The sequence below is a fragment of the Mesorhizobium sp. WSM4850 genome (assembly GCF_055811735.1).
The window spans coordinates 69,790-95,700 of the sequence record NZ_JBVVPV010000016.1; the positions used below are offsets into that span (position 1 = coordinate 69,790).

At 61.5% G+C, this 25,911-nt stretch carries 25 protein-coding genes, 1 tRNA gene and 1 pseudogene; 19 read left to right on the forward strand and 8 right to left on the reverse strand.

The annotated features are described in order from the left end of the window. Positions 1-106 precede the first annotated feature (106 nt). Positions 107-430, forward strand: coding sequence for a heat shock protein HspQ (gene hspQ, locus AC0L2Z_RS17300; protein ID WP_023801843.1), 324 nt, complete (start codon positions 107-109; stop codon positions 428-430). 121 nt (positions 431-551) lie between these two features. Here the strand turns inward: hspQ and AC0L2Z_RS17305 are convergent, their stop codons facing one another. Further along, complete coding sequence (locus AC0L2Z_RS17305; protein ID WP_023801844.1) at positions 552-1,181, reverse strand: invasion associated locus B family protein; 630 nt, start codon at positions 1,179-1,181, stop codon at positions 552-554. A 232-nt stretch (positions 1,182-1,413) separates the two neighbouring features. Here AC0L2Z_RS17305 and AC0L2Z_RS17310 point away from each other — a divergent pair, with 232 nt between their 5' ends. The 3 genes from AC0L2Z_RS17310 to AC0L2Z_RS17320 all read left to right on the forward strand — a co-directional run bounded on the left by AC0L2Z_RS17310 (position 1,414) and on the right by AC0L2Z_RS17320 (position 6,351). Beyond that, the gene (locus AC0L2Z_RS17310) at positions 1,414-3,228 is read left to right on the forward strand and encodes an extracellular solute-binding protein (protein ID WP_473536548.1); all 1,815 of its coding nucleotides are present in this window, start codon (positions 1,414-1,416) and stop codon (positions 3,226-3,228) included. Between the two features lie 23 nt (positions 3,229-3,251). Next, positions 3,252-3,932, forward strand: a complete 681-nt coding sequence (locus AC0L2Z_RS17315; RefSeq protein WP_473536549.1) for a DsbA family oxidoreductase — start codon at positions 3,252-3,254, stop codon at positions 3,930-3,932. 514 nt (positions 3,933-4,446) lie between these two features. Then, positions 4,447-6,351 carry an ABC transporter ATP-binding protein/permease gene (locus tag AC0L2Z_RS17320; RefSeq protein WP_473628858.1) on the forward strand — a complete coding sequence of 635 codons (1,905 nt, stop codon included), beginning with the start codon at positions 4,447-4,449 and terminating at the stop codon, positions 6,349-6,351. Between the two features lie 116 nt (positions 6,352-6,467). Here the strand turns inward: AC0L2Z_RS17320 and gor are convergent, their stop codons facing one another. From gor to rpiA, 3 genes are all read right to left on the reverse strand, one after another. Beyond that, positions 6,468-7,856, reverse strand: coding sequence for a glutathione-disulfide reductase (gene gor, locus AC0L2Z_RS17325; RefSeq protein ID WP_473628859.1), 1,389 nt, complete (start codon positions 7,854-7,856; stop codon positions 6,468-6,470). Positions 7,857-8,000: 144 nt separating this feature from the next. Further along, on the reverse strand, positions 8,001-8,567 hold the full coding sequence (locus AC0L2Z_RS17330; protein ID WP_023801849.1) for a DUF2059 domain-containing protein: 567 nt from the start codon (positions 8,565-8,567) through the stop codon (positions 8,001-8,003). Then, complete coding sequence (rpiA, locus tag AC0L2Z_RS17335; RefSeq protein WP_023801850.1) at positions 8,554-9,282, reverse strand: ribose-5-phosphate isomerase RpiA; 729 nt, start codon at positions 9,280-9,282, stop codon at positions 8,554-8,556. The genes AC0L2Z_RS17330 and rpiA overlap by 14 nt, the downstream gene beginning before the upstream one ends. A 166-nt stretch (positions 9,283-9,448) precedes the next feature. Here rpiA and AC0L2Z_RS17340 point away from each other — a divergent pair, with 166 nt between their 5' ends. The 7 genes from AC0L2Z_RS17340 to AC0L2Z_RS17370 all read left to right on the forward strand — a co-directional run bounded on the left by AC0L2Z_RS17340 (position 9,449) and on the right by AC0L2Z_RS17370 (position 15,658). After that, positions 9,449-10,132 carry a phosphoglycolate phosphatase gene (locus tag AC0L2Z_RS17340; protein ID WP_023801851.1) on the forward strand — a complete coding sequence of 228 codons (684 nt, stop codon included), beginning with the start codon at positions 9,449-9,451 and terminating at the stop codon, positions 10,130-10,132. Between the two features lie 128 nt (positions 10,133-10,260). Next, positions 10,261-10,335, forward strand: a tRNA-Val gene (locus AC0L2Z_RS17345). A gap of 446 nt (positions 10,336-10,781) precedes the next feature. Next, positions 10,782-12,044: an ABC transporter substrate-binding protein gene (locus AC0L2Z_RS17350; protein WP_473628860.1), complete on the forward strand. Its 1,263-nt coding sequence runs from the start codon at positions 10,782-10,784 to the stop codon at positions 12,042-12,044. A 69-nt stretch (positions 12,045-12,113) separates the two neighbouring features. Further along, positions 12,114-13,181 (forward strand): carbohydrate ABC transporter permease, encoded by a 1,068-nt coding sequence (locus AC0L2Z_RS17355; RefSeq protein ID WP_128172530.1) that lies wholly within the window; start codon positions 12,114-12,116, stop codon positions 13,179-13,181. Position 13,182: 1 nt separating this feature from the next. Next, a complete protein-coding gene (locus AC0L2Z_RS17360) occupies positions 13,183-14,058 on the forward strand; it encodes a carbohydrate ABC transporter permease (protein ID WP_128172529.1) in 876 nt (291 codons plus the stop codon). 127 nt (positions 14,059-14,185) lie between these two features. Beyond that, positions 14,186-15,271 (forward strand): ABC transporter ATP-binding protein, encoded by a 1,086-nt coding sequence (locus tag AC0L2Z_RS17365; RefSeq protein WP_023801855.1) that lies wholly within the window; start codon positions 14,186-14,188, stop codon positions 15,269-15,271. Positions 15,272-15,400: 129 nt separating this feature from the next. Further along, positions 15,401-15,658, forward strand: a complete 258-nt coding sequence (locus tag AC0L2Z_RS17370) for a PepSY domain-containing protein (RefSeq protein ID WP_473628861.1) — start codon at positions 15,401-15,403, stop codon at positions 15,656-15,658. Positions 15,659-15,720: 62 nt separating this feature from the next. Here AC0L2Z_RS17370 and AC0L2Z_RS17375 read toward each other — a convergent pair whose 3' ends face one another. Beyond that, the gene (locus tag AC0L2Z_RS17375; protein ID WP_473628862.1) at positions 15,721-17,613 is read right to left on the reverse strand and encodes a L,D-transpeptidase family protein; all 1,893 of its coding nucleotides are present in this window, start codon (positions 17,611-17,613) and stop codon (positions 15,721-15,723) included. Between the two features lie 227 nt (positions 17,614-17,840). Here AC0L2Z_RS17375 and AC0L2Z_RS17380 point away from each other — a divergent pair. Beyond that, positions 17,841-17,927, forward strand: a pseudogene (locus tag AC0L2Z_RS17380) (TetR/AcrR family transcriptional regulator); the annotation flags it as partial. Between the two features lie 17 nt (positions 17,928-17,944). Here AC0L2Z_RS17380 and AC0L2Z_RS17385 read toward each other — a convergent pair. Continuing rightward, the gene (locus AC0L2Z_RS17385; RefSeq protein ID WP_473628863.1) at positions 17,945-18,856 is read right to left on the reverse strand and encodes an alpha/beta hydrolase; all 912 of its coding nucleotides are present in this window, start codon (positions 18,854-18,856) and stop codon (positions 17,945-17,947) included. A 47-nt stretch (positions 18,857-18,903) separates the two neighbouring features. Between AC0L2Z_RS17385 and AC0L2Z_RS17390 the strand changes: the two genes are divergently transcribed. After that, a complete protein-coding gene (locus AC0L2Z_RS17390) occupies positions 18,904-19,356 on the forward strand; it encodes a MarR family winged helix-turn-helix transcriptional regulator (protein WP_091590958.1) in 453 nt (150 codons plus the stop codon). Between the two features lie 5 nt (positions 19,357-19,361). On the opposite strand, the gene AC0L2Z_RS17395 is transcribed toward AC0L2Z_RS17390, so the two are convergent. Beyond that, complete coding sequence (locus AC0L2Z_RS17395) at positions 19,362-19,973, reverse strand: pyridoxamine 5'-phosphate oxidase family protein (protein WP_473628864.1); 612 nt, start codon at positions 19,971-19,973, stop codon at positions 19,362-19,364. Positions 19,974-20,037: 64 nt separating this feature from the next. Continuing rightward, positions 20,038-20,391, reverse strand: a complete 354-nt coding sequence (locus AC0L2Z_RS17400; protein ID WP_473536591.1) for a gamma-butyrobetaine hydroxylase family protein — start codon at positions 20,389-20,391, stop codon at positions 20,038-20,040. Between the two features lie 196 nt (positions 20,392-20,587). Here AC0L2Z_RS17400 and moaA point away from each other — a divergent pair, with 196 nt between their 5' ends. From moaA to AC0L2Z_RS17430, 6 genes are all read left to right on the forward strand, one after another. Further along, positions 20,588-21,583 carry a GTP 3',8-cyclase MoaA gene (moaA, locus tag AC0L2Z_RS17405; RefSeq protein ID WP_027151755.1) on the forward strand — a complete coding sequence of 332 codons (996 nt, stop codon included), beginning with the start codon at positions 20,588-20,590 and terminating at the stop codon, positions 21,581-21,583. Between the two features lie 147 nt (positions 21,584-21,730). After that, complete coding sequence (locus AC0L2Z_RS17410) at positions 21,731-22,651, forward strand: DMT family transporter (RefSeq protein WP_027151756.1); 921 nt, start codon at positions 21,731-21,733, stop codon at positions 22,649-22,651. 61 nt (positions 22,652-22,712) lie between these two features. Continuing rightward, a complete protein-coding gene (mobB, locus tag AC0L2Z_RS17415) occupies positions 22,713-23,222 on the forward strand; it encodes a molybdopterin-guanine dinucleotide biosynthesis protein B (protein WP_473493228.1) in 510 nt (169 codons plus the stop codon). 214 nt (positions 23,223-23,436) lie between these two features. Continuing rightward, complete coding sequence (locus tag AC0L2Z_RS17420) at positions 23,437-24,219, forward strand: ABC transporter substrate-binding protein (RefSeq protein ID WP_027151758.1); 783 nt, start codon at positions 23,437-23,439, stop codon at positions 24,217-24,219. A 113-nt stretch (positions 24,220-24,332) separates the two neighbouring features. Beyond that, positions 24,333-25,046, forward strand: a complete 714-nt coding sequence (locus AC0L2Z_RS17425; protein WP_287220749.1) for an ABC transporter permease — start codon at positions 24,333-24,335, stop codon at positions 25,044-25,046. Beyond that, a complete protein-coding gene (locus AC0L2Z_RS17430; RefSeq protein ID WP_128172519.1) occupies positions 25,043-25,876 on the forward strand; it encodes an ABC transporter permease in 834 nt (277 codons plus the stop codon). The genes AC0L2Z_RS17425 and AC0L2Z_RS17430 overlap by 4 nt, the downstream gene beginning before the upstream one ends. Positions 25,877-25,911 lie beyond the last annotated feature (35 nt).

Here is a 25,911-nt window from a genome sequence, read left to right on the forward strand (position 1 = left end):
AAGTCGGGCTCGATTTTTTGAAGCGTAACGCGTAAATTCAAGGTCTTAGGGAGTCTTTGCGCATTCCAAGGACGCGGCACTCTAGGACTTAGTGGTGAGTACCATGATGAAAACAGCCAAATTTTCGATCGGACAGGTGGTCCGCCACCGGCTGTTTCCGTTCCGCGGCATCATTTTCGATGTCGACCCGCAATTCGCCAACACCGACGAATGGTACGAGGCGATCCCGGCGGATGTGCGGCCGCGCAAGGACCAGCCCTTCTACCACTTGCTCGCCGAGAATTCGGAAACGGAATACATCGCCTATGTGTCTGAGCAGAACCTGCTCGAGGACCGGTCTGGTGAACCGGTGCGGCATCCGGAGATCGGCGAGATGTTCGACAAGAGGCCGGACGGACGCTACGAGCCGAGACGCCAGTCAAGACATTGAGCTGACGAAAATCGCGGGGACCTGACGCGATTGCGGGCCTAGAAATGGCCGGACGGAACAAAAAAGCGGGGCATGACCCCGCTTTTTGTTGGCTTGAGAAATTGTCTTGTTTGCTCAGGAATCAGTTGGCGGTCTTCGCCTTGTCCTGTTCTTCCTTGAGCTTCTTGGCGAAGTCCTGGTTGTTCTTGGCAACGAAATCCTGAAGCTTCTTCTGCCGATCCTCGATGTCCGACTGCTGCAGCGGCGGCCCGTCGAAGGCGCCGCTGAAGCCGGTCAGAGCGACCTTGATCGGGTTCGGCTGGTTCTGGAAATTGACTGAGGTCAGCGTCAGGTTCGAACCCTTCTTGAAGGAACTGATGAGCTGATCGGTCAGCGGCACTTCCGCCACGCAGCGGTCGGGGAAGCAGATCACATAGTCGAGCTTCTGCGCCTTCGCGGTGTCGATCTGGAGGCCAATGCCGGGAGGAATCAGGCGACCGCTCGGAACCGTCACCTGGAACACCTTGCGGTTTACCTTGCCCTTCAATTCGATCAGGCTGACGCCGGTGACGAGCTGGCCGTTGCCGGCGGTGGTGATGTTCTGGACATTGCAGATGTCGACGTCTTCCTGCTTGGTGCAGGCTTTGAACCAGCCCTGCGGAATCTGCTGTTGCTGCTGCGCAAGAGCAGCGGGAAGCTGTGCGCCCAAAAAGCCGACCACGCCAGCGGCCATGACCGACAGGCGGTACGCGTTGCTGTTCAGGCTCGTCATATCGTGCACTTCCTCTCAAATGATCCCGGGACCGGCTTCTTCGCGCCGTGTGGTCCAGCTAACTGTTGTCGAAATGAGGCAACAGAATGACTTCGAACGGCGTGTTACACTGCAAGCGGTGCCGAATCCAGCCCGATGCCCGCAATTCTTGAGCTGGCGATTAGCCGGGAGGCGGTCGGCTCATGTTAGGGTGCGCTCCGAATCATCAAGCCGACCCGGTAAGGAGACGGTCATGGGCCGCGTTCTTGTTTGGCTGATCGCCGCGATTATCACCCTTTCGCCCCAGCCGGCCTTGTCGGAGCCGAAACACGCGATCGCCATGCAGGGCGAGCCGGCGCTGCCGGCCGACTATGCGCATTTCAACTACGTCAATCCCGATGCGCCGAAGGGCGGCAGCATCACCTATTGCGTCGTTGGCAGCTTCGACAATCTCAACCCGTTCATCCTGAAGAGCCTGCGCACGACGGCACGCGGCATGATCGACAGGATTTTCGGCAATCTCGTCTTCGAGCCGTTGATGCAGCGCAACGACGATGAGGCCTTCAGTCTTTACGGCCTGCTTGCCGACACTGCCGACATTGATCCGGAGCGCAAGAGCATCGAATTCCACCTCGATCCGAGGGCCAAATGGTCTGATGGTCAACCGGTGACTGCGGAAGACGTGCTGTTCACCTACGACGTCTTTACCGAGAAAGGCCGGCCACCCTACAGCGCCCGCATGAGCATGGTCGCCAAACTGGAAAAGACCGGCGACCGCAGCGTGCGCTTTAGATTCAACGACAAGGCTAATCGCGAGACTCCGTTGGTTATCGCGATGACGCCGATCGTGCCGAAGCACGCTTTCGACAAGGCGACCTTCGACAGGACCACGCTGAAACCGGTGATCGGCAGCGGCCCCTACACCGTGGCGCATGTGGCGCCTGGCCAGCGCATCGTGTTCAAGCGCAACCCGAATTATTGGGGCAAGGACATCCCCGCCAAGCGCGGTTTCGACAATTACGACCAGATCACCATCGAATATTTCCTCAACGCCAACGCCAAGCTGGAAGCTTTTAAGAAAGGCATCTGCGCCATCGCTGACGACAGCGATCCGGTCAAGCGCGAGCGAGATCTCGACTTCCCGGCCTTCCACAAGGGCGACGTGATCGCCGAAACGTTCGACACCGGCATCCCGCCAGTGGTGACGGGGTTCCTGTTCAACACGCGGCTGCAGAAGTTTTCCAATCCGGTGGTTCGACGCGCGCTCGGCATGCTCTACGACTTCGAATGGGCCAACAAGAACTTGTTTGGCGGCAAGTACATGCGCACCATGAGCTATTGGCAGAATTCCGAGTTGTCGGCACTCGGCCATCCGGCCGACGACAGGGAAAAGGCGCTCCTGGCGCCCTACCCGGGTCGTGTGCCAGCCGATGTCATGGACGGCACCTGGCGGCCACCTGTCACCGACGGCTCGGGCCAGGACCGCAAGGTGCTGAAAGCCGCCTTCGACATATTCAAGGGCGCGGGCTATGCCTTGCAGGATGGAGTGATGCTCGATCCCGAGGAGAAACCCTTCGGCTTCGAGATCCTGACCGCCTCCCAGAACGAGGAGCGCCTTGCCGCCATCTACCAGCGCACGCTTGCGAAGATCGGCATCGATGTCACCATCCGCAGCCTTGACGGCGACCAGATCCAGTCACGTAAGCAACGTTTCAATTTCGAGGTGCTGATCGGCGCCAGCGGCTTCGAGAACTCGCTGTCGCCGGGCATCGAGCAGTTCGGGCGCTGGGGATCGGCTGCCGCCAATGCCGAAGGGTCGTTCAACCTTGCCGGCGTCGCCGATCCGGCGATTGATGCAGCACTTGAGGCGATTGTCGACGCCCGCAGCCGCGAAGATTATGTTGCCGCCGTCCGGGTCCTCGACAGGTTGTTGATCTCCGGCCACTACATGGTTCCGATGCAGCACAACACGCAGCAATGGCTCGCCTACTGGAGCTATCTGGAACATCCGCGAAAGACCCCCATATCCGGTTATCGACTGCCGACATGGTGGCGCAAGCCGAAGTGACCTCTTCGGAACAGGAGATCAAGATGAGCGACGAGAAGTCGATTACCGTCGATGTGGTCTCCGACGTCGTCTGCCCCTGGTGCTTCATCGGCCAGAAGCGGCTCGACAAGGCGATCGCCGCGGCAAACGAGGTCAAGGTGCATATTCGCTGGCGGCCGTTCCAGCTCGACCCAACCATCCCGCCCGAAGGCAAGGATCGCCGCGAATACATGATGGCCAAGTTCGGCAGCGACGAACGCGTCAGCGAGATCCACGCCCGCATCGAGCCATTGGGCGAAGCCGAGGGCATCAACTTCGCCTTCGCCGCCATAAAGGTCGCGCCCAACACGCTGGACGCGCACCGCGTCATCCGCTGGGCTGGTGCCGCCGGCGAGGTCATGCAGAACCGGCTGGTGCGACGTCTGTTCCAGTTGAATTTCGAGGAAGGCGCCAATCTCGGCGATCATGTCGTGCTGATCAACGCCGCCCGCGAGGCCGGCATGGATGCGTCCGTCGTCGAGACGCTTTTGCCGACGGACGCCGATGTCGAGGCGGTGCGCACCGAAATCGCCACCGCATCGAGCATGGGTATCACGGGAGTGCCGTGCTTTCTGCTTGAGGGCAAGTATGCGGTGATGGGCGCGCAAGACGTTGACACGCTCACCGACGCCATTCGCCAGGTTGCGGCGGCGAAGGCGCGGGGCGAGTTGGAGAAAGCGAACTGATGGACGTCCTTCCATAGGCGCCTTTGGCGACATTGCCAAAGCAGCCACGCCCTCCGGGCCAACGCCCTCCGGTCACTTTCCGGCTGCCGCCAGGTCGATATGGCAACAAGGATGACGGCGCGCTTTGCGTCGATTCGTCTTCCGCAGCATAAAAATCGGCCGATCGATCACGCTCTTCCCATAACAAAACTGTGCAAAAAGCTTTCCCTTGGGGAAGATGCTGACGCTTGCACACGTGAATCAGCAACTCATTGATATTAGACGGATAATCTGCGTCGAGGGCGACCTCGCAAGGCGTTGCCGCTGTTGCTTAATGGCAACGGCCAGGGGTTCATCCTCCACAAGCCCGAGAAAAGATAATTGAAAATGATCAATTGGTGTTACTGTCTGTAACAAAACTAAAAGAGGGTTGGGCGGGATTGTGATTCGGGTCGGTAGACCAGGGCGACATTCAATATCGGAAAAATGGCTCCGCGGTGCCGCAAGGCCGCCGCTCCTGACACCAGTTTCCTCGATGCGCAGCTTCTGGGGACTGATGCGGGCCTACTGGTTCTCGGACCGCTGGGTGGAGGCCTGGACGCTGACGCTGGTCATCGCCCTGTTTACCGCGCTCTCCAGCAAGGCTGGCGTCTGGTTCGCCGAAGCATCCGGGGAACTGGTCAACTCGATTGCCTTCTACCACGATGCCGCGAACACCACGCCGCTCGCATCCCTGCTCACCAACGCCGGCGTGCTCATCCTTCTGGTCGTGCTCAAGGACGCGGGCTTTACCGGCATCCGCACTTTTGTTTCCGCGACGCTGCATCGCAAATGGCGCGCTTGGCTGGACAGCCGTTTCAACGCAGCGCTTCTCGACACCAATCACACGCATTTCCATGCTCAGCACGGTTCCTCCGGCGCTGCTGCCCCCGACAACATCGACCAGCGTGTCCAGGAATCGATCAAGGACATGACCGGCGGAGCCATCGGCCTCGCCATCGGGGTGATGGCTGTCGCCACATCGCTTTATTTCGTCGGCCGGAAACTGCTTGAAACCTCGGCAGAGGTGAAAGGGCTGGAGTTCCTCGGCAGCTATGGCAGCGCGGTCTTGGCTTTCCTGGCGGTCGCCATTTACGTGCCGCTGAACACCTGGATCGCGGTGAAGCTCGGCAGGTTGCTGGAACGGATCAACATCCGGATGCAGCAATCCGAAGGCAGTTATCGCGGCGAGCTGACCACGTTCCTGCGCCGCAGTTTCCATGTCGCCGCCTCTCAGGGCGAGAATGTGCAAAAGACGATGCACGAACGGCTTTATGTCGACATCGACCGCACCTGGGCAAGGCTGAACATCGTCCACACCAGCTATCGTTCTTTCGAGCTGGTCTACACTTTCATCGGCGCCCGCATTGTCGCCTATGCGCCGGGCCTGGTGCCCTATATCCACAACCGTTTCGACCTCAAGGGCTACATAACGGGCTCCGAGATGGTCAACTCACTCATCAATCAATGTTCGTGGTTCATCCATGTCATGCCTTCCATTGCGGCGCTGCGCGCCAACAGCCTACGCGTGACCGAACTCGCCAACGCGATCGAAAACGTCCAACACCCGCAGGAATTCTACAGTCTCACCGGCTGTTCCGATTTCCGCTACGACCGTCAGAACCCGGTTTTCGGCTTGACCATCCAGAAACTCGAGCTGGCCCACCAGGGCGAGGACGCCACCCCCTTCCTGAGTGCTGCGAATTTGCGCTTCCGGCGTGGCGAGTGGACGTTCCTGAAGGGCGAATCCGGCTGCGGCAAGACATCGCTGATCAAGGCGATCAACGGCCTGTGGCCCTATGGCCGCGGCTCCATCGTCTTCCCGGAAGGGGTCGAAAGTTTCTATGCCGCCCAGGAGGTCAAGCTGCAGCAGGTCTCGCTGAAGCAACTGGTCTGCCTGCCCGGTTCAGAGCGCGATCACACCGACACGCAGGTTGCATCGGCTCTGCACAAAGCCGGCCTTGGCGATTTCATCGAACACATGACCGATGAAAGCCGTGACGGAATGAGCTGGGACCAGGTGCTTTCGGGCGGCCAGAAACAGAAGCTGGTTGTCGCTCGTATCGTGCTGCAGCAGCCGGGGCTGCTGTTCCTCGACGAAGCGACCGGGGCGCTCGATCCGGAAGGGAAGATTGCCTTCCATCAAGCGATCAAGGACAATTGTCCAGATGTCATGGTGATCTCGATCATGCACGAGGCCGTGCCGCCAAGGTCGCTTTCAGGCGCCGAATTCTACCACAGCATCGTTGCCATCGCGGACGGCGTCGCGACCAAAAAGCCGCTGGCGCCGAGCCTGCCGGTCGAGCTCACCACCATTCTCGCGCACCCCAGGCCAGTCGAGGAAACAAGGCCGGTCGAGGAAAGATGGCTGCGCTTCCCTCGCCGCATCAGGCAGAAATAGCGGCGAACAGAATATCGTTGCACAGTGTCGCATCGGATTGGTGATCTGCGGTCGAGTGGCGCTGCACCATTGCCTTGGTGCATAGATGCACCATTGGTGACGATACGGGCAAAACGTCAGGCGCGCTCGCCGTCCCTCACCCGGTAGGTCGGCTTGTACATGGTGACGAGTTCTTCCGCCGCAGTCGGGTGCACGGCCATCGTGCGATCGAAGTCATCCTTGGTCAGCCCGGCCTTCAGCGGAATGCCGAGAAGCTGTGCCATCTCGCCGGCATCAGGCCCGAGGATATGGGCGCCGAGCACCTTTTTCGAGGCGCCGTCGACCACCAGCTTCATCAGCATCTTTTCGTCGCGGCCCGACAGCGTGTTGCGCATCGGCCGGAAGCTGGCGCGGTAGACCTCAACGTCGGAAAAACGCTTTATGGCCTCGTCTTCCGACAGGCCGACCGTGCCGATCTCGGGCTGCGAGAACACCGCGGTGGCGATCGTTTCATGGTCGGGCGAGGTCGGGTTGTCCTTGAAGGCGGTCTCGACGAAACACATCGCCTCATGGATCGCCACCGGCGTCAGTTGCACGCGGTTGGTGACGTCGCCGATCGCCCAGATGTTGTCGATGCTGGTGCGCGAATATTGGTCCACATGGATAGCGCCGGTCCTGGTTATCTCGATGCCGACGCCCTCAATCCCCATGTTTTCGGTATTGGGCAGACGGCCGATGGCGAGCATGACCTGATCGACCGTCAGCACCTTGCCACCGGTGACGACAGCGTCGAGGCGCCCGTCGGGACGCTTCCTGACCCATTCGGACACGGCATGGCAGAGGATTTTTATCCCCTTCTTTTCCATCGTCTCGTGCAGCATGCGCCTGAGATCCATGTCGAAGCGAGAGAGGATCTCCTTGCCGCGATAGACCAGCGTTGTGTCGACGCCGAGGCCGTGAAAGATGTTGGCGAATTCGACGGCAATATAGCCGCCGCCCTCGATCATGATCGCGTCAGGCAATTCCTTGAGATCGAAGGCCTCGTTGGAAAAGATACAATGCTCATGGCCGGGCAGAGCCGGGTGCGGTGCCGGGCGGCCGCCGGTGGCGATGAGAATCTGGTCGGCGGTGACGGTGCGGTCCTCGCCGAGAAGATGCACCGCATGCGGATCGACCAGCATGGCGCGTGACTGAAACGTCTCGCCGCCGGCGCCTTGGACATTTTTCCTGTAGATAGCTTCCAGCCGGCTGATCTCGCGATCCTTGTTGGCAACCAGTGTCTGCCAGTCGAAGCTCGCCTGCGGCACGGTCCAGCCGTAACCGGCGGCGTCGGCAAAGTGCTCGGGAAATTGCGAGGCATAGACATAGAGCTTTTTCGGCACGCAGCCGCGGATGACGCAGGTGCCGCCATAGCGGTATTCCTCGGCGATGCCGACGCGCTTGCCGAGTGCCGCCGCCACGCGCGCCGCCCTCACCCCGCCGGAGCCGCCGCCGATGACGAAAAGATCGTAGTCATAGACGGCCATGGCGCGGCTCCTTGCCCTTCAAAATGTCTGAGACAGGTAGGCTGCAAACCGCCAAAAGAAAAGCCCGGACGCCGCGCATCCTGTCGGACGCGCAACGGAGGCGGGCTTTCCGGTCCAGCAGCGATGACGCCGCCGGAAACAGGCTCAGTTCTTCGGTGCTTCCGGCTGCGTGCCATCAGCAGGAGCCGCGGCATTTGACGGTGCTGTGGCCTTTGCCGCCGCGGCCAGCGTTTCGCCGACCTGCTGGGCGAGGTCGCGAGCGAGGCCGTTCTGCCATATCTCGGCGGCCTTGAGCAGCTCACGCGTCACGGCCTGGCCGCTGTCGAGCAGTTTCTTGCCGGTATCGGAATTGTAGAAAGCGGCGATTTCGGTAAGCTCTTTTTCGGAAAATACCTTGGCATAGGCCAGGGCCGCTTCCTTCTCGAGATCGGCGCGGCGCGAGGCCAGCGCCAGAGCCTTTTCGCTAACCGTTCTGCCGATCAGCTCCTGCATGTCCGGGTTCTTTTGGATAAGCTGCTGCTGAAGCGCGGCGGCGGCCTGCGGCAGGATGTTGTCGAACGGGTCCGTCGCGTCGATCGCCGCGACTGCGGCGCGGGCTGCCTTAAGATGCCCTTCGCTGACGTCCTGCGAGAACGCCGGCGATGAAAACGCAAAGACGGCTGAAGCTGCCAGAATTGCAGAAAAACGGCGAACCCGGTTATGCAACATCATGATCGATAGAACTCCCTGGTTTTCGGGCGGCATGGACGGTTTGGACGCCGTCGCCGGCTATGATGGCCGCTGATGCCAGCCCGATGAAAAGACCATGCTCGACCACGCCCGGAATGGCATGGAGAGCATTCGAAAGCGCTCTTGTATCCGGAATGCGGCCAAAAGATGCATCGAGGATAAAATGGCCGCCGTCTGTAACAAAAGGCTGGCTTCCCGTCATCCTCAATGTGACGGGGCCGGAAAGGCCGAGCCTTCCGGCTGCCGCGGCGACGGCGATTTCCGTGGCACGCAGGCCGAACGGGTTGACCTCGATCGGCAGTGGAAAACGGCCGAGCGTCTCGACCATCTTCGAACGGTCGGCGATGACGATCATGCGGGCGGAAGCCGCCGCCACGATCTTTTCGCGAAGCAGCGCACCGCCGCCGCCCTTGATCAATGTCAGCTCCGGATCGATCTCGTCGGCGCCGTCGATGGTAAGGTCGAGCTCGGGCGTTTCTTCCAGCGTCGACAGTGGCACGCCAAGCTCGCCGCAGAGGATAGCGGTGCGCTCCGAGGTCGGCACGCCGATAATGGTAAGGCCGGTGGCGACCTTTTCGGCGAGCAGCCGCACGAACTCGTCGGCCGTCGAGCCGGTGCCGATGCCAAGCCGCATGCCATCGCTGACATGGGCAAGTGCCGCCCGCGCGGCCTCGACCTTCAGTTGCCTCGCATCCATGCTTTGCCCCGGATTTCGCTTGTTTCGGCGCTCCTAGCATCTTTGCCCGTCCGGTCAAAGACTTTGCCCTGTGGATTGACGCCCTGTGGATTGAGTTGGCACGGCTTGCCTGGATGGGCTGCAGCGGCTATCGCCTGCGGGCAGCGCAATCGTCACAGGACATGCCATGACCCGACCGATCATCGTGTTCGACCTCGACGGGACGCTGGTCGACACAGCGCCGGACCTGCTCGACAGCCTCAACCACAGCCTTGCCGCCAGCGAACTCGCAGCCGTCGACGAGGCCGGCTTCAAGCGCTTCGTCGGCCATGGCGGCCGGGTGATGATCGAGCGCGCGCACGCAGCGCAGCAGAGATCGCTGGTGGTAGAGGAACACGACCGATTGCTAAAGCTGTTCCTCGATCACTACACCGACAACATCCCGGGCAAATCGCTCCCCTACCCCGGCGTCGTCGAGACGATCGCGCGATTCGAGGCGGCTGGCTATCTCCTGGCCGTCTGCACGAACAAATACGAAGCCAACTCGGTGGCGCTGATCGAGGCGCTCGGCCTGGCGAAGCATTTCGCGGCGATTTGCGGTCAGGACACGTTTGCGTTCCGCAAGCCCGACCCGCGCCATCTGACCGAAACCATCGTGCTCGCCGGCGGCGATCCGCACCGCGCGCTGATGGTCGGTGATTCGCAGACCGACATCGATACGGCGAAGGCGGCCGGCATTCCCGTGGTGGCGGTGGATTTCGGCTACACCGACCGCCATGTGCGCGAATTCGAACCGTCGGCGGTGATCTCGCATTTCGATGCGCTGACGCTTGGTCTGGCCGAACGCCTGATTGCCGCTGCCGGGCACTGAGCGCGACGGCGACCGGACCGCTCCCGGCGTGGTTGCATTCGGTCTTCGTCGGAACGCCAGCACATCGCCTTGACTTCCCCGGCCGGCCTCCCTTATATCGCGGCGCGCTTGGCCTTCGGGCAACGAGCGGGCGATTAGCTCAGCGGGAGAGCACACCCTTCACACGGGTGGGGTCGCAGGTTCAATCCCTGCATCGCCCACCAATACCCGCTTCCGGTACAAAGCTACCATCCGCTTCGGAGCCGCCTACGCTTCGCACTTCCGCCTCATCGCCAGGTTTGCCATGACTTGGTCATACGACTCGCCAGGCAGCCGGGGACACATCCCAAGGCGCTCGTTACCCTTGGAATCGCTCAAGCTGCACATTGAACGCGGCCGGGAGAAAGTTGACGGACGATAAAATCGTCCTAGGTGAACTGCTATCTCAGTGGCCCGGGAACTGACGAGGGGAAATCGCCGTCGACCTCCTGCTCCGACCAGGTGAAACTGCGCAATTGCAAATGCGTCCGGCTTCCGCGAACATTGCTGGGCCCCATCAAGGGCCCGTAGCGGCCGACCCGAAACTGAGCGCTGGCTTCCCGGCCCGCTGTCTTGGCGGCCTCGCCTTGGATCCAGCCAGCGTCCTTAAGTCAAAAGGGAGGAATATCAGATGAAACTGACAAAACACCTCACCGGTGTGGTGATCGCGTCGACCTGTCTGTGTGCACCCGCGCTGGCGCAGACCAAGTTGACCATGTGGTATCACGGCGCCGGCAATGAGGTGGAGTCGCGAATCCTCAACCAGATCATTTCCGACTTCAACACCAGCCAGTCCGACTGGACGGTGACCATCGAGAGCTTCCCCGAGAAGAGCTACAACGATTCCGTCGCGGCGGCGGCCCTGGCGGGCAACCTGCCCGACATCCTGGATGTGGACGGGCCGGTCATGCCCAATTGGGCCTGGGCCGGCTATCTGCAGCCGCTGCCGATCGACGAGAGCGAGTTCGCCGACTTCCTGCCCGGCACCAAGGGCGTGTGGGACGGCAAGCTCTATTCGGTCGGTCTGTGGGATGCGGCGGTGGCGCTTTTTGCACGCCAATCGACGCTGGACGAGCTGGGCTTGCGCACCCCGACCCTCGACAAGCCCTGGTCGAGAGAGGAATTCATGGCTGCGCTCGAGGCCGCCAAGGCATCCGGCAAGTTTGAATTTGCCCTTGATCTCGGCATGAACGACCAGGCCGAGTGGTATTCCTACGCCTTCTCGCCGTTCCTGCAGAGCTTCGGCGGAGACATTGTCGACCGTTCGATCTACAAGACCGCGGAAGGCGCGCTGAACGGCGAGGCTGCGCAGGCCTTTGGCAAGTGGTGGCAATCATTGTTCAGCGGAGGCTATGCGCCTGGCACCAGCGAGGACCCGGCCGATCAGCAGACCGGTTTCATCGGCGGCAAGTTCGCCTTCCAGTGGAACGGCAACTGGCGCGCGGTGGCGACGATGGAAGCCGTGGATGACGTTGTCTTCCTTCCAGCCCCCGATTTCGGCGCCGGCAACAAGATCGGCGCGGGATCCTGGCAATTCGGCGTGTCGGCCAAGTCAAAGCATCCGGAAGGCGCTGCCGAGTTCATCAAGTTCGCCGCGCAGGACAAATACCTGGCCGCCTTCTCCGACGGCATCGGCCTGATCCCGCCGACGCCATCGGCGGCGCAGATGACGAAGAACTACAAGGATGGCGGCCCGCTCGCGGTGTTCTTCGACCTCTCCAAGGCACAAGCCCTGGTGCGCCCGGTCACCCCGGGCTACGTGGTCCAGGCCAAGGTCTTCACCAAGGCACTGGCCGATATCGCCAATGGCGCCGACGTGGCCGACACGCTTGACGCGGCGGTCGACGAGATCGACGCCGACATCGAAAGCAATGGTGGCTACGGTCACCGCTAGTTCTGTCGCGCCGGGGTCCTCGCCAGCCGCGGACTCCACCCTCTCTGGCTTGCTGGGCGGATACCGCGAATGGCGTCGAAACTGACCCTGTCGAACCGGGCGGGCTGGACATTCGTCCTGCCGGGCTTCGCACTCATCTTCACATTCATCGTGCTGCCGTTTTTCTTCGCGATCGGGCTGTCATTGACAAATCAGCGGCTGCTGTCACCAAACCCCACCCAGTTCGTCGGGTTGGAAAACTATCGGCAGCTCCTCGGCCTTGCGGTGGTGACCCTCGAGCCAGAGCGCAACGATGCTGGCGAAATGATCCGAAACGAGGCCGGCGAAATCCAGTATCCCCGCCTGCGCGAGATCACCCGTAGCGACGACTATCCTCAGTATCGCGGCATGCGCGAGTGGTTTCGCTGGCAGTCCGGCGAGAACGTCATGGTCGTCATCGCCAACGACGTTGTGTTCATGAAGGCGCTGGTAAACACCTTCCTGTTCGTTTTGGTCGTGGCGCCGGTACAGGGCAGCCTCGCGCTGATGCTTGCTTTGCTGATCAACCACAAGGTCAGGGGCATCAACCTGTTCCGGACCATCTACTTCATGCCGGTGGTGGTCTCCATCGTCGTGGTCTCGCTCCTCTGGCGGTTCATCTATGACGGCCAGAACGGGCTGTTGAACAGCATCCTCCAGGCCCTCACCTTCGGCCTCTTCCAGCCCGTCGACTGGCTCGGCAATCCCTCGACGGCGCTGTCCGCAGTCATGGCCATGTCGATCTGGCAGGCCGTCGGCTTCCACATGGTCATCTGGCTAGCGGGGTTGCAGACGATCAGCCCCACGCTCTACGAGGCCGCCGCCATCGAGGGGGCTTCGAGATGGCAGACCTTCCGCTATGTCACCTGGCCGGGCCTGCGCAACACCGCCGTGCTTGTCCTTGTCGTGATCACCATGCAGGGCTTCGCGCTTTTCGCCCAGATCGACGTGATGACCAATGGCGGTCCGCTCGACAGCACCCAGACCCTCGTCTTCCAGGCGGTCGAGCGCGGCTACGGCAAGCAGGACATCTCCGGCGGCTCGACCATCTCGGTCATCCTGTTCGCGATCGTGCTGGCGATCTCACTCATCCAGCGCTGGCTGACACGGGAGCGTTAGGATGGCCTTCGATCCCGACAATTACGGCCTCAGGCTGTTCGTCCGCTATCTGGTGCTGTGCTTGATCGCGCTGATCTTCGTCTTTCCGCTCGTGTTCATGATCAACTCGAGCTTCAAGCCGGACAGTCAGCTTCTCGCGGACACTTCCAGCCTGCGTGCATTCCTGCCCGTCGGGGACATCAGCCTCAACAACTATTTCGGTGCGTTTCGGCGGGCGCCTGTCGGCCTGTTCGTCCTAAACTCGGTTCTGGTCACCGGGGTGACCGTCCTTCTCTCGCTGCTGATCTGTTCGCTGGCCGCGTTCTCCTTTGCTTTCCTGCGGTGGAAGGGGCGCGATGTCCTGCTCTCGATCGTCATCGCGACGCTGATCATCCCTTTCGAGACCATCGCTATCCCGCTCCTGCTCCTGGTCTCGAAACTGCCCTGGATCGGGCTTGATGGGCTGCATTGGGGCTGGCTCAATACCTACCGGGTGCAGATCATCCCGTGGATCGCCGACGGACTGACGATCTTCCTGTTCGTGCAGTATTTCAAAGGGCTGCCGGGCGAACTGATTGAGGCAAGCCGGGTGGAGGGCGCGAATTGGTGGCAGGTCTACTATCGCGTCGTCATGCCGCTTTCAGGGCCGGTACTGGCGACTGCCGCCATCCTGAAATTCCTCGTCATGTACAACCAATATCTCTGGCCGCTGATCGTGGTGCAGCAGGAAGGCTATCGCCCGGTCATGGTCGGCCTCGGCTACTTCTTTCAACTCAACGTCGCCTGGGGCGAAGTCATGGCTTATCTCACCCTTATCACCGTCCCGGTGCTGGTCTTCTACCTGTTGCTGCAGCGCGCCTTCATCGCGTCGATCGCCTCGACCGGCGTGAAGGGCTGACTGCATGGCTCTCGCGCTCAAACGCAGTGGATCTGGGACGGCCGGTCAGCCCCATTCCTCAAGGCCGACCAATCGATCGGAGACCCCGAATTGCCGCACATGAATCAGAAAACGGGAGCCATCGCTCATGGCTGAGGTCTCACTCAAGGGCGTCAAGAAATCCTTCGGTCGCGTCGAAATCATCAAAGGCGTCGATATCCACATCAACGACGGCGAGTTCGTCGTCTTTGTTGGACCGTCGGGCTGCGGGAAGTCCACGTTGCTGCGCATGATCGCCGGACTCGAGGACATAACCGAAGGCACCCTCGAGATCGGAGGCCGGGTGGTCAACCAGCTGCAGCCCAAGCAACGCGGTGTTGCGATGGTGTTCCAGAGCTATGCCATCTTTCCGCACATGACCGTGCGCGAGAACATCGCGTTCGGCCTTACGATCGCGGGCGCTTCCAGGCAGGAAAAGCAGCAGAAGGTGGCCGAGGCCGCACGCATCCTGCAAATGGAACATTTGCTCGACCGCCGGCCAAGTCAGCTTTCGGGCGGCCAGCGCCAGCGCGTCGCCATCGGGCGCGCAATCACCCGGAAACCGGCCGTATTCCTGTTTGACGAGCCGCTCTCCAACCTCGACGCCGCACTGCGCATGGACATGCGCATGGAAATCGGCCGGCTGCGCAGGCAACTGGGCACAACGATGATCTATGTCACCCACGACCAGGTCGAGGCGATGACGCTGGCTGACAGGATCGTCGTGCTGAAGGACGGTCAAGTCATGCAGATCGGAGCGCCGATGGAGCTCTATCACGAGCCGGCCAACAGGTTCGTAGCCGGCTTTCTGGGAGCCCCGTCGATGAATTTCCTGAACGTCGACGTCCTCGCCCTCGATGGCGAAGCGGCAATGGTTGGCAACCAATCCCTGGAGCCGATCAGGGTAGCGACCAGAAGGCGCGCCTTCCGGAAAGACGGCAAGGCCATCCTGGGTGTCCGTCCGCAGTACCTGCGGCCGGTGCAATCTGGAAAAGGCTTGCTGCATGGCATCGTGGCACATGCCGAGCGATTGGGCAGCGAGACGGTCGTCGACCTGACCCTTCGCGATAACAGCGAACTCATTGCGGCCTTCAATGAAGACAAGGTCTTTGAACCGGGTGACGCTCTGGAGCTCACGTTCGACACGGCCTTGGCCCACCTCTTCCCCGACGAAGGTGAGTTGCAGACGCATTAGCATGAGCCAACGACAACAAGATGCGTCGGCGCAATTCACGGGTGTCCATTCCGGAACCCGGAACAAACCTGCCCGGAACAAACCTGCATGGCCGCGAGTTTCTACTTTTGCGAGAAGCGAGGGAAAGCCATGTTCAGACTTGTTTTGGCGACAGGCGTCGTAGTTCTCCTTTTCGGTGAACCGGCCCTTGCCGCAGACGGAAGTCCGTTGCCGCCGCAGAATGCCAGGAAACTGTCGGAAATAATCGCCAAGGTCGAGCACCGCGACGACTTCCGCTACGTCGACGAGGTCGCCTGGGACAGCGGCGCCTACACCGTTACTTATTACACGACCGACAAGGCGAAGGTCGAAATCACCTACGATCCGGTAACAGCCGAGCCCAAATAGATCGCCGCATCCCTTGGCGGCGCGGCCGGTTCCTGCGCCCGCTCTCCCCTGCGTTAGCGTCCTCAGATCGCCGGCGAGCGCACGGCTTCCGTGCTGTCGAGTGCCTGCTGCAGCCGCGTGTCGCGGTCGTAGACGTCGCTGAAATATTCGACTTTGCCGGACATATCAGGCCAGGCGGTGAAATAGGCGACATAGACCGGGATCCTGCGCGCTACCTTCTCCGTCGCATGTCCGTGCTTCAGCTTCTCCGCGATGTCGTCGACCGAGGTGCCGAGCACGGCCGCCGCCATGCCGCGCGGATCCTGCAGGCGAACGCAGCCATGGCTGAGCGCGCGCATGTCACGCTGGAAAAACGTCTTTTGCGGCGTGTCGTGCATGTAGATGGCGTGCTTGTTGGGGAACAGGATCTTCAGTTCGCCCAGGGCATTGGCCTCGCTCGGCAGCTGGCGCACGCCATAAGGTATCTTCGCGCCATAGGCGCCCCAATTGACCGAGGAGGAGGGAATGCGTTTGCCGCGCGCGTTGACCACTTCGTAGCCGGCGCGGTCGAGATAGCCGGGATCCCTGCGCAGCCGGGGCAGCATCTCGTTGACGAGGATCGACTGCGGCACGCCCCAATAGGGGTGGAAGTCGACCTGCTCGAGCTGGTCGTAGAAGAAGGAAGTCTGGTTGGTGGTCTTGCCGATGACGACGCGGGTCTTCAGCTTCTCCTCGCCATTCTCGATGTAGCTCGCCGTAAATGCCGGCTGGTTGATGAAGACACGCGGGCTGCCGAGATCGGATGGCAGCCAGCGCAACTCTTCCAGCGCGACATGCACCTTTTGAATCTTGTCGGCCTTGGACGTCCCGACCAGCGCCGCGACGGTGCGCGGACCGATGACGCCGTCGCCCTTCATGCCAGCCTTTTTCTGCACCGCCTTGATGACCGGCACCAGTTCCGGGGCATAGACCTCGCTGGTGGCGAGCCTGGCCAATATCTCGCCATAGGCGCCGCCCATCTCGTCGTCGAGATTGCGCGCGATCTTCGCCAGAAGCTTCGGTAGTTCGGGGCTGGTCTCCCCCGGCTTCAGCAACAGCTTGGGATCGACGACGATCTCGTCGTCGGCGCTGGCCTGAAGTGATTCCAGTTCGACGCGCAGCGCCTGATATTCGGCGTTCTGCGGATGCCGCGATTCGAGATAGGTGCGCACTTGCTGGGTGCGTGTCAGCGTTTTCAGCACGCCTTCCATGTCGAGCGGCTTGACCGGGAAATCATAGTAGCCGGTGATGCGATTGGGATCGACGCGGCCGCTTTGCGCGTCGTGGACATAGCGCAAGACGCGCGCTGACAGCGCCATCTCGAAGCGGACGAGTTCCTTCAGCCGCGCATCGGCGCTGCCGGTCGATGCGCCGGCGGCAGGCACTTCAACCGTATAGTCGGCCGGCGTGAGGCCATAGCTCGTCGCCTCGCCAAGCACCCGCACCGCATCTTGCGCGCGGCTGTTGGCATTGGCTGCCGTCACCCAGATGAAATCCGGATTGGCCGCGTAATAGGCGACGAGCGCCTTGGCGATGTCCTTCTCGGCGTAGAGCTCGTAATCGTCCAGTCCGGCAATCGCTTCGCGGAAGGCAGCGCCGGTGGCGGAAGATGGCTGGAATGCGGCGTCCTGTGGCATTGCCGGCTCCGGCGCTGCCGTCAGCGTCGAGAAGTCGACGCGCACGAGCGGATCGCTCTTGTAGGTGTAATAGGACGGGCTGCGGATCCGAGAGGCAGCGGGTGCTGCTGCATATGGCTTGTATTTCGGCCTCTGCCTTGATGGCGGCAGGGGGTAATCACCTCGCGGCGAATGCCTGACACCACCGCCGAAGAGCCTCTCGAAAAACCCTTGCGCGTCTGCCTGCGGCACGCCGAAGGCCAGCATTGCCGTGACCGCCGCAAGCGGCATCACGGTTGCTTTGTTTCCGAGGAATTTCATGGAATCACCCGATCCGGCTGCAACCGGCTCCCGTTCCGCATCGCTGACGGTCTCGCCACCGCATCATGGATGTAGGGCGCGACTACACCGATTCATACTGATTTCGTTAAGCTTTCATAAATTTCAGGAGGTCTGTTGCAGAACAGTTTCACAACGCTGGCAACCGAAGCGAATTGGGTCCGCTCCGGTTCCAGCAAATAGCGCTCAGTTCGGCGTTGGCGCCGCCGGCGATGGGAATCAACTCGACCAGCCCCTACGCCGCATTCGGCTGCAAGGAAGCGCTCTTCCTCGAAGCGGTCGATCTCTGCACGCAGGTCGAAGCCGTCGCTGTTTAATGCAGCGATACCGGCTCCCGGTGTTCGGCAACGAAGCCGACCGCACGCTCGACCACGCCCTTGTCGGCGAGGATGCGGCGGTGGCCGAGCCCGTCGGCCCAGTACAGCCGCACATGGTCGCCGGCCCCGGCATAGAGCCTTGCATGGTCAGCGGACACCTCGCGGTCGTCCGGCGCATGGATGACCAGCGTTGGCACCGGCGTGCCGGCAAGCTGGCGGTCGCCGGTGAATTCGTGCAGCGGCCGGCCGGCGATGCGTTCGACCCGGTCGGCCATGGCGGCCTGCGAGCGTGGGCCGACACTGAGCATGCGGCTGAAATCGTTGAAGATCGCCGGCAGCGAACTCGGTGCCGCGATCAGCACCAGCCGCTCGGCCGCCAGCGGCGGAACGTCCTTGACCGAACCGACGACGGCATTGGCGGCCACGGCACCGCCGAAGGAATGGCCGACGACCGCCACGAACGGGCCGAACCATTCGCCAGCGAGTCGGGCGGCCTCTACAGCGCTGACCAATGTGAGCCGGCGTCCCTGCGATTGGCCGTGGCCCGGCAGGTCGAGCGAGACAACCTTGTAGCCGGCGCCTCGATAGGCTTCGATCAGCGTGCGCATATATTCGGTGCGCGAACGCCAGCCATGGATGACGAGCACCGTGCCGGCGGCCCGCCTGCCCGGCTCTGGCCTGAATTCATGCACCATGACGCAGCCGTTTTTGGTCTTCAGCCGATGATGGCGCGCCTCGGCCATGAAGCCGGCGGCGCGGTCGACGGCGCGTCGCTCGCCGTCGCTGAGAATTTTGGCGTTCGGCGTGCGGCAGAACAGTTCGAATGCCGCGCGCCCGGTAAGGCGGGGAGCCACATGTTCGGCGGCGGCAAACACGCCCCGGATGACCTTCAATCCAAATGATGCCATAGTGGCGATCCATCCATTCGTTCAAGCATGAACATAATAGTTCAAACATGAACATTAAACAAGAGCTGCCCTGGGACAACCCGCGTTTTCGCAACTGGGTCGCGGTGGCGCGCGCCTGCCATGTCCTGGAGCGCACGCTGGCAGTGAAGCTTGCGCCGCTGGACCTGAAGCCGGCGCAGCTCGACGTGCTGATGAATCTTTACCGCCATCCCGGCATGTCGCAGCACGATCTCGCCCGCCGGCTGCTGGTCGGCCGTTCCAACATCACCATGCTTTTGCCGCAACTCGAGACACGCGGCCTGCTGCGCCGCGAAGGCGATCAGAAGGACAAGCGCGTGCTGCGCCTGACCCTGACCGAAGCCGGCACGGAACTGCTGATGCAGGCGCTGAAGGTTCATATGGCGCTGATCGAGAAAGCGATGAGCCAGTCGACGCCGGAGCAATGCGACATGATCGGCGAGCAGATGCGCAAAATTGCCGACGTGCTCAAGGAAGCGTGACCCGCTCACCACATCGACTTTTTCGCGCGCTCCGGCCATTCCCTGTCGTAAGCCTCGCCGTCGATGCCTTTCCGGCTGGTTATTTCCAGGATTTTTCCGGGTGTCGGCAGCGACTTCGGGTCGACATGCCTCGCCGGGTTCCACAGTTCCGATCGGACAATGGCGCGGGCGCACTGGAAATAGACCGAATCGACATCGATGACCGTGACCGAACGCGCCGGTCGGCCGTCGACGCTGAACGAGGCGCACAGCGCGGCATCCGTGGTGATGTGGGCGCGGCCGTTGACGCGCAGCGTCGTGCCGCAGCCTGGGACCAGGAACAACAGGCCGACGCGCGGATCGCGAATGATGTTTTTTAGCGAATCGGCACGGTTGTTGCCGCGCCGGTCCGGCATCATCAGGGTTTTCGGATCATGGATGCGGACGAAGCCGGCGAAATCGCCGCGCGGCGAACAATCCAGCCCTTCCGGCCCGCTGGTCGCGATCGCGGCAAAAGGCGAGGCCTCGATGAAGGCGGCGTATTCGGGAATCACATGGTCGAGCTCCTTGACCAGCGAGGTCTCGCCGGGCAGGCCATAGAGTGCTTCGAGCTGTTCGACCGTGGTGATGATGGACATGCTTCGTCTCCGAGTATCCGCAGCCGCTACTCCAAATCGGTGACGCTTTGACGACGGGCCGGAGCTACCGATCGCGGCTCAGCCCCTTCTCTTCCAGCTCGGCGAGATAGGCGGCCCAGCGTGCGTCCTTCTCACGGCCCAGCGTATGCAGGTAGTTCCAGGTGAAGATGCCGGTATCGTGGAAATCGTCGAAGGTGATGCGGACGGCATAGTTGCCGACCGGTTCGATCTTCAGGATGGCAACGTTGCGCTTGCCGGGAACGGTCACGCGCTGTTCGGGCGAATGGCCCTGCACTTCGGCGGATGGCGAGGCTACCCGCAAAAGCTCCGCCGGCAGCTCGAACGGCTGATGGCCAGGGAACGTCACGGTTAGCAGCCTGCGGTCCTTCGAGACCCTGAGTTCCTTCGGCGCCGTCATGGTGATAGGTTCCGCATCATCTGTCCTTTCCCTACGCCGCTTCGCGCAGCGGGAAAAGGCCGCTTCGAAACTTCCGACACGATCTGTCGGCGCGATGTTGCCCAGGATCGAAACTTCTTGTCTTGAATGGCAGGTTGGATCGTATCACATAGCCATATATAACGATGCCGTTCGCAACCACGGGAAACGGACCAGCATGGACATGATCGATCCTTTTGGTCGCACGATCAGCTATCTGCGCGTTTCGGTCACCGACCGCTGCGACTTCCGCTGCACCTATTGCATGGCCGAGGACATGGCGTTCCTTCCCAAGAAGGATTTGCTGTCGCTGGAAGAACTCGACCGGCTATGCACGGTTTTCATCGAAAAGGGCGTCAGGAAACTGCGTCTTACCGGCGGCGAGCCGCTGGTGCGCAAGAACATCATGCATCTTGTGCGTCAGATTTCGCGTCATCTCGAAAGCGGCGCTCTGGAAGAATTGACGCTGACCACCAACGGCTCGCAGCTTTCGCGCTTTGCCGCTGAACTCGCCGATTGCGGGGTCAAGCGCATCAACGTCTCGCTGGACACGCTGGACCCGGAAAAATTCCGTCAGATTACCCGCTGGGGCAATCTCGACAAGGTCATGGATGGCATCGACGCCGCGCAGGCAGCGGGACTGAAGGTGAAGCTCAATGCGGTGGCGCTGAAGGATTTCAATGACGCCGAACTGCCCGAGATGCTGCGCTGGGCGCACGGCCGCGGCATGGAGTTGACTGTCATCGAAACCATGCCGATGGGCGAGATCGACGCCGACCGCACCGACCAGTATCTGCCGCTGTCGCTGCTGCGCGCAGCACTCGAGCGGCAGTTCACGCTGACCGACATCCCCTACAAGACCGGTGGCCCGGCCCGCTACGTCCACGTCGCCGAGACCGGTGGCAGGCTCGGCTTCATCACGCCGATGACGCATAATTTTTGCGAAAGCTGCAACCGCGTCCGGCTGACCTGCACCGGCACGCTCTATATGTGCCTCGGCCAGGAAGATGCCGCCGACCTGCGCGCACCGTTGCGTGCATCCGAAGGCAACGAACTGGTCGCCGACGCCATCGACGAAGCCATTGGCCGCAAGCCGAAGGGCCATGATTTCATCATCGACCGCCGCACCAACCGTCCGTCGGTATCGCGGCACATGAGCGTCACCGGCGGCTGATTTTCCTGGTCGCACCGCCGAAATAAATCCTGCCGCTCTTGCGAGGAGGTTGTAACGAGCCGCCGAAGGCCGTGGACCAGCCCTTTGACGTTGCTGTCTTGCCGCCGGCTGGTAGAGGCTTGATGCAGGACCACAGTGGTAACGCCTTTGCTTTTTTCCCCAAATCTTCGCGGTGCACTGTTCATGGTGGTGGCGATGAGTGGTTTCACCCTCAACGACGCGATCACCAAAGTCGCGTCGGAATCCATGAACATGGCGCAGGTCATGCTGATCCGCGGCGCCTTCGCTTCGCTTTTCGTAGGCCTGCTTGCCTGGCAACGCGGTGCGCTTGCCCTGCCCGGCTCGATGCTGCAGCCGATGGTGGCGATACGCGTGATCGGCGAAGCCGGCGCTACCGCGTCGTTTCTCATCGCCCTTGCCCATCTGCCGATTGCCAATGTCTCGGCCGTGCTGCAGGCGCTGCCGCTGGCGGTGACGATGGGCGCAGCACTTGTGTTCAAGGAAGGCGTCGGCTGGCGGCGCTGGCTGGCTATCGCCATCGGCTTTGCCGGCGTGCTGATCATCGTGCGGCCCGGCTTCGAGGGGTTCAGCATCTATTCGCTGCTGGCGCTGGCCTGTGTCGCCTGTTGTGCGGTGCGTGACCTCGCCACCAAGCGGATACCGCAAGCCATTCCGACATTGCTGGTGTCGACCACCACGGCACTCGCCATGACAATGCTCGGCGCGGCGCTGCTTTTGCCGATGGGCGGGTGGACACCGATGACGGGGGAAAGCACGGCGTTCCTGGCATTGGCGGCAGTGCTCGTGGTCATCGGCTACCAGTTCATCATCATGGCGATGCGGGTGGGCGACATCTCGTTCATCGCGCCGTTCCGCTACACGGCCCTGCTCTGGTCGATCCTGCTTGGCCTGTTCATCTTCGGCGACGTTCCCGACCTGCCGATGATCCTCGGCGCCAGCATCATCGTCTGCTCCGGCCTCTACGCACTTTACCGCGAACGGATCGTCGGCCGGCGCAAGACAGCCGCCGAAAGCGCTGGACCTGATATGGCGCCGGACGGCATATAGGCTTGCCGTTCGCCACGAGTGACCTTGTCCGTGTCGAGGGTCTGTTGCAGAGCATGAAGCTATGATGAGACGCGTCTTCGGTATCACCGGCTGGAAGAATTCCGGCAAGACGACACTGACCGAAAAGCTGGTCGCCGAACTCGTCCGGCGTGGCTGGAAAGTCTCGACGGTAAAACACGCCCATCATGCCTTCGACATCGACAAACCGGGGGCGGACAGTTTTCGCCATAGGCAGGCCGGGGCCACTGAAGTCGCCATCGTGTCGGACAGGCGCTGGGCGCTGATGCACGAATTGCGCGGCGAGGACGAGCCGACGCTGGATGCGATCCTGTCGCGGCTCGGCACCGCCGACATCGTGCTGGTCGAAGGCTACAAGCGCGAGGCGCACAGCAAGATCGAGACGCGGCGGATGGAGGCCAAGGACTGGGCACCGCTTTCGGCAAATGATCCGCACATCGTCGCCATCGCCGCCGACTTCGCCATAGCCGACGAAAGCCTGCCTGTCTTCGATCTCGACGACACCAGATCGATAGCCGACTTCATCGAGCGCGCGACAGGTTTGACGCGCTGAGGGTACTGCCGAAGAAGCATCGGCCGCCCCCTGTTTCCCCGTTGCTATACCTGCCGCAGCGTCAGCATTGTCCGGCAATGCGAAACCCGCAAGCAACGGTTTTACAGTTGCTTTTTCTTGGGAAAGAATGGGAGTATCGCGCCAGCGGGCGGTCAACAGAACCGCCCACAGAGCCGTTCGGAACGACGGCCGGGGACATACAGAGAGGATTATCATGCGTACTGCACTGCGTATAGCGCTCGCCGCATCGGCGGCGCTGCTGACATTGGGCGTTGCCCAGGCTCAAGAGAAAACCTTGAGGATCGGCTCGGAGGGAGCCTATCCGCCGTTCAACAACCTGACCGCTGATGGCCAGCTCGTGGGCTTCGACATCGATATCGCCAAGGCGCTTTGCGACGAGATGAAGGTGACGTGCACTTTCGTCGCGCAGGATTGGGACGGCATCATCCCGGCGCTTCAGGCCGGCAAGTTCGACGCCATCGTCGCCTCGATGTCGATCACGCCGGAGCGTGCCGAGAAGGTCGACTTCACCAACAAATACTACAACACGCCGCCGGCCATCGCCGCGCCCAAGGACAGCGATATCAAAGGCGTGACCAAAGAGGACCTGGCCGGCAAGACGATCGGCGTGCAGGCGTCCACCACCCACTTCAATTATTCAACCAAGACTTATGCCGACAGCACAATCAAGCCGTACCCGACCGCGCAGGAATACCAGCTCGATCTCGCCAATGGCCGCGTTGATGCGGTCAACGACGACATCACTGTCATCGAAGGCTGGCTTGCCACGCCGGACGGCGCCTGCTGCAAGCTGATCGGCGCGATCACGCCCGACATCGAGATCCATGGTCCGGGCGCCGGCATCGCGGTACGCAAGGGCGATACCGCGTTGGTCAATCAGTTCAATAAGGCGATCGACGCCATCCGCGCCAACGGAAAGTACAAGGAAATCAACGACAAGTACTTCAAGTACGACGTCTACGGCGGCGAGTCCTGATCCTTCCGGGTTGACGGCGAACGGCGGGACATCCCCGCCGTTTGCGCAAGACGCGGCGCGCCAGGGCTGACGCCGCGCTCTCAAAAAAAGCATAGAGGAGAACAGGCAGGCGGATGCAAAGCGTTTGGACGCTGCTCAGTTGGGGACCCGAAGGCTGGCTCGACGACATCGCCTATGGTGTTTTCATCACCGTTTCGCTTGCAGCCGCGACCCTGCCTCTCGGTCTGGTGATCGGCTTTCTGGTTGCGCTGGCCAAGCAATCCAACGAGCCGTCGCTGCGGCTGGCCGGCAATATCTACACCACGATCTTTCGTGGATTGCCTGAGTTGCTGACCCTGTTCATCATCTTTTACGGCGCGCAAATCGGCATTCAGCAATTGATGCGCCTGTATGACCCGACCGCCGCGGTCGAAGTGAATGCTTTTGTTTCCGGCATGATCGCGCTCGGCGTCGTCTTCTCGTCCTACGCCAGCGAGGTCTTCCTCTCGGCATTCCGCGCCATCCCGAAGGGACAGTATGAGGGCGGCTATTCGGTTGGCCTGTCTGGCTGGCACACGATGCGCCTTGTGGTGCTGCCGCAGCTTATCCGTATCGCACTGCCGGGTCTTGCCAATCTGTGGCTCATCCTTCTCAAGGATACCGCCCTGGTTTCCGCCATCGGTCTTACCGACATATTGCGGCAAGCGGGCGTCGCCGCCCGCGTCACCAAGCACGCCTTCCTGTTTTTCGGTGTTGCCGCGCTTATTTATCTGCTCCTCGCCATCATATCGTCCTTCGGCATCAATGCGATCGAACGTGCGGTCGGCCGCCAGCAGGTGCAGCGATGAGTGCGGCAGCAGCCGACGTGGCGAGGAAGGTCGAAAAACCGCCAGCAATCCCGCACGGCTGGCCGCGCCAACGTATTCTCGGCTACGCGCTGGTCTGTATGTGGATAGCTTTTCTCGCCGGGATTGCTGCGTACCTCATTGTCGCCTGGAACGGCGAGCTTTTCGCGAAGTATGCGCCATCCTATGTGACAGGACTAGGTGTGACGCTTTTGCTGGTCGCCATCTCGATCGTGCTTGGCGCGGTCCTGTCGGTGCCGATCGCCTATGCCCGCATGTCGAAAAACCGGTTTCTTTCAGGTCTTGCCTACGCCTATGTCTATTTCTTCCGCGGCACGCCGCTGCTGGCCCAGACCTTCCTTGTCTATTACGGCGTAGGCTCGTTCCGGCCGCAGCTCGATATGATTGGCCTCTGGGGTTTTTTCCGGGAGGCGTTCAACTGCGCAATCTTCGCCTTCTCGCTCAATACTGCCGCCTATCAGGCTGAAATCCTGCGCGGCGCGATCGAGAGCGTGCCCAGAGGCCAGTGGGAGGGCGCCGCCTCGCTCGGCCTGCACAAATTGCAGACGATGTGGAAGATCATCCTGCCGCAGGCACTGATCGTGGCGCTGCGTCCCTACGGCAATGAGATCATCCTGATGATCAAGGGCTCGGCGATCGTAGCCATCATCACCGTCTATGATCTGATGGGCATCACGAAGCTCACCTATTCGCGCACTTTCGACTTCCAGTCCTATGTCTGGGCGGCGATCATCTATCTGATCATTGTCGAGATACTCCGCCACGCGGTCGAGTGGATAGAACGGCGCATTACCATACATCTGCACCGCTGACTCCCATAGCTTTGCCTGATCCGCTAAGAAGGCCG